Source organism: Klebsiella sp. GN_Kp190 (assembly GCF_040061795.1).
Lineage (GTDB): Bacteria > Pseudomonadota > Gammaproteobacteria > Enterobacterales > Enterobacteriaceae > Klebsiella > Klebsiella michiganensis.
On the sequence record NZ_JBEAFN010000055.1, the window covers coordinates 1 to 3,077 of the forward strand.

Here is a 3,077-nt window from a genome sequence, read left to right on the forward strand (position 1 = left end):
AGTGGTGGGTGATGACGGGATCGAACCGCCGACCCCCTCCTTGTAAGGGAGGTGCTCTCCCAGCTGAGCTAATCACCCACTTCTCAATTTCTTGCTACACGGCGGAGACTACGTAAAGTAGTTGGTGGGTGATGACGGGTTCGAACCGCCGACCCCCTCCTTGTAAGGGAGGTGCTCTCCCAGCTGAGCTAATCACCCCCGCTGTGTGGAGTCGCATTATAGGGAGAGTTGAAAATGAGTCAACGCCTTTTCTAAATAATTTGTTTGTTCGTCGTAAAATTAAACAAAACGATCGCAATGTCATCCGTGGCGCATGATTTATAAACAAAAAGGGGAAAGCGTGACGTTGAAACGGTAACAACATTGAGGAATCAGCCCACGGTGTTAGAATATTCCTCCATAAAATCCAACGAACACTGCCGCGTGTCGGCACCTTTATCAAACGTAAGGCCACTTCATGAAAATCAAAACTCGCTTCGCGCCCAGCCCGACAGGCTATCTGCACGTTGGCGGCGCGCGTACTGCTCTCTATTCCTGGCTTTTTGCACGTAATCACGGCGGTGAGTTTGTGCTGCGTATTGAAGATACCGATCTTGAGCGCTCCACGCCGGAGGCCATTGAAGCCATTATGGATGGTATGAACTGGCTGAGCCTGGAATGGGACGAGGGTCCGTACTTCCAGACCAAGCGTTTTGATCGCTACAACGCCGTTATTGATGAAATGCTGGCAGCGGGCACGGCCTATAAATGCTATTGCTCTAAAGAGCGTCTGGAAGCGCTGCGTGAAGAGCAAATGGCAAAAGGCGAGAAGCCCCGCTACGACGGTCGCTGCCGCCATGGCCACGAACATCATGCTGATGACGAACCTTGCGTCGTCCGTTTTGCCAACCCGGAAGAGGGTTCCGTTGTTTTTGACGACCAGATCCGCGGTCCGATCGAATTCAGCAACCAGGAGCTGGACGATCTGATTATCCGCCGTACCGATGGTTCTCCAACCTACAACTTCTGCGTCGTGGTTGACGACTGGGATATGGAAATCACCCACGTTATTCGCGGCGAAGACCATATCAACAATACCCCGCGCCAGATTAACATCCTGAAAGCGCTGAATGCGCCGGTGCCGGTTTACGCCCACGTCTCGATGATTAACGGCGACGATGGTAAGAAACTGTCCAAGCGCCACGGTGCGGTCAGCGTTATGCAGTATCGCGACGACGGCTATCTGCCGGAAGCGCTGCTGAACTATCTGGTGCGTCTGGGATGGTCCAGCGGCGACCAGGAGATTTTCTCTCGCGAAGAGATGATTAAACTGTTCAGCCTGGGGGCGGTGAGCAAATCGGCGAGCGCGTTCAATACGGAAAAGCTGCAGTGGCTGAACCACCACTATATCAACTCGCTGGCCCCGGAGTACGTGGCAACGCATTTACAGTGGCACATTGAGCAGGAAAATATCGACACCCGTAACGGCCCGCAGCTGGCTGAGCTGGTGAAGCTGCTGGGCGAGCGCTGCAAAACCCTTAAAGAGATGGCGGCGAGCTGCCGCTATTTCTACGAAGATTTTGCCGAGTTTGATGCCGATGCGGCGAAAAAACATCTGCGTCCTGTTGCTCGTCAGCCGCTGGAAGTGGTGCGCGACAAATTAGCCGCCATCAGCGACTGGACGGCGGAAAACGTCCATCATGCGATTCAGGCGACGGCCGATGAGCTGGAAGTGGGGATGGGAAAAGTGGGAATGCCGCTGCGCGTCGCGGTGACCGGTGCGGGTCAGTCTCCAGCGCTTGATGTGACCGTCCATGCGATCGGTAAATCACGTAGCGTAGAACGTATCAACAAGGCGCTGGCCTTTATTGCTGAGCGCGAAAGCCAGCAATCCTGATCCTGATACAGCGATTGTTAAACGGCGGGGATAGCGAACCCCGCCGTTTTTTTTGCCCGTTACTTCGCATCAGTAATGCCAAGCCGGGACAGAAACCCGCTGATCCCCTCGCGCGCAAGAAAATCCCGCAGGTGCAGCTGCTCAGTTGGGGTCATCAGGTGCATGGTCTCGACAATCTGGCGCCAGATTGTGTCCGCATCGTTCACAAAGTATTTGACGGGCGGTTCCGCCAGCTGGTTATCCATGGTCAGATGCCGCAGCGCCGGGATATTTGCCAGGAAATCGATCACCGACCTGTCGATGACGATAAGACGAGCGCGTCCGCCTTTGACTCCGGGGATCGGTTCCGTCCGCCATTTTTGTTCTCTGGCCCAGCGGTTTATGGTTTGCCGGGCGAGGTTAAGGCACTCGGCGAGCTCCGCTGGGGTCATTTTATCTTTAAGTTTCATCATGCTTTCACCGATCGCGAATACCGAGTCGGTTGAGTAACCCGGTGATCCCTTCACGCAGCAGCAGCGACATCAGCAGCTTTTGCTCTCCCGGCGTCATCTCTTTACACAGGGTAAGCAGCAGAGATTCGAGATCGTTATCCGTTGCGGAATAGGGGACAGGGTTTTCGGCCACGCGCTGCGCGCTGCGAATAAACTCGCGAACCTGCTCATTAACATGTACGAGGCGCGCTTTGCCGCCCTGTACGCCGGGGCGCGGGGACGTTTGCCATCCCTCTTTACGTACCCATTTGTTAATCGTTTGCCGACTGAAGCCAGTCAGATGCGCTATTTCTTCAGGTGTCATTCGTTCCTTGAGCATACTATTTCCTGAGTAAATATGTGGGAATTAGTTGCACATGTTATAGCATCCTTTTAAAGGAAAGAGTGACATGTTTAACTTCTGGCTGCGATAAGGCTCGCAATGTCAGCCGTTTGTCTGCTTTTTCAGCGATCAAATAGCCGGGATTGATTTTGCCGTTGACACCTGGCGAAGGAATTCATATTATGCCGCCCGTCAACACGACATGCTTTACGTTACGGGGCTATAGCTCAGCTGGGAGAGCGCTTGCATGGCATGCAAGAGGTCAGCGGTTCGATCCCGCTTAGCTCCACCAACACCTGCACCCATCAGGTTTGGTTCGTAAAGAGGTCCTGTGGGGCTATAGCTCAGCTGGGAGAGCGCTTGCATGGCATGCAAGAGGTCAGCGGTT

General features: G+C 54.0%; 3 protein-coding genes and 3 tRNA genes. 2 read left to right on the plus strand and 4 right to left on the minus strand.

Going from position 1 to position 3,077, the window contains the following annotated elements:
- Positions 1-2: 2 nt before the first annotated feature.
- Positions 3-78, minus strand: a tRNA-Val gene (locus ABLU67_RS23920).
- 44 nt (positions 79-122) lie between these two features.
- Positions 123-198: transfer RNA gene (locus ABLU67_RS23925), tRNA-Val, on the minus strand.
- 259 nt (positions 199-457) lie between these two features.
- Between ABLU67_RS23925 and gltX the strand changes: the two genes are divergently transcribed.
- Positions 458-1,876: a glutamate--tRNA ligase gene (gltX, locus tag ABLU67_RS23930; protein ID WP_014230306.1), complete on the plus strand. Its 1,419-nt coding sequence runs from the start codon at positions 458-460 to the stop codon at positions 1,874-1,876.
- 59 nt (positions 1,877-1,935) lie between these two features.
- Here the strand turns inward: gltX and ABLU67_RS23935 are convergent, their stop codons facing one another.
- On the minus strand, positions 1,936-2,328 hold the full coding sequence (locus tag ABLU67_RS23935; RefSeq protein ID WP_032720507.1) for a YfeC-like transcriptional regulator: 393 nt from the start codon (positions 2,326-2,328) through the stop codon (positions 1,936-1,938).
- A gap of 4 nt (positions 2,329-2,332) precedes the next feature.
- Positions 2,333-2,686, minus strand: a complete 354-nt coding sequence (locus ABLU67_RS23940; RefSeq protein ID WP_004852968.1) for a YfeC-like transcriptional regulator — start codon at positions 2,684-2,686, stop codon at positions 2,333-2,335.
- 219 nt (positions 2,687-2,905) lie between these two features.
- Here ABLU67_RS23940 and ABLU67_RS23945 point away from each other — a divergent pair.
- A tRNA-Ala gene (locus tag ABLU67_RS23945) sits at positions 2,906-2,981 on the plus strand.
- The last annotated feature ends 96 nt before the right edge of the window (positions 2,982-3,077 follow it).

What these genes read in the sequence shown, in the direction of transcription:
- gltX (WP_014230306.1), top strand. Translation starts at nt 458, where the DNA reads ATGAAAATCAAAACTCGCTTCGCGCCCAGCCCGACAGGCTATCTGCAC.
- ABLU67_RS23935 (WP_032720507.1), bottom strand. Translation starts at nt 2,328, where the DNA reads ATGATGAAACTTAAAGATAAAATGACCCCAGCGGAGCTCGCCGAGTGC.
- ABLU67_RS23940 (WP_004852968.1), bottom strand. Translation starts at nt 2,686, where the DNA reads ATGCTCAAGGAACGAATGACACCTGAAGAAATAGCGCATCTGACTGGC.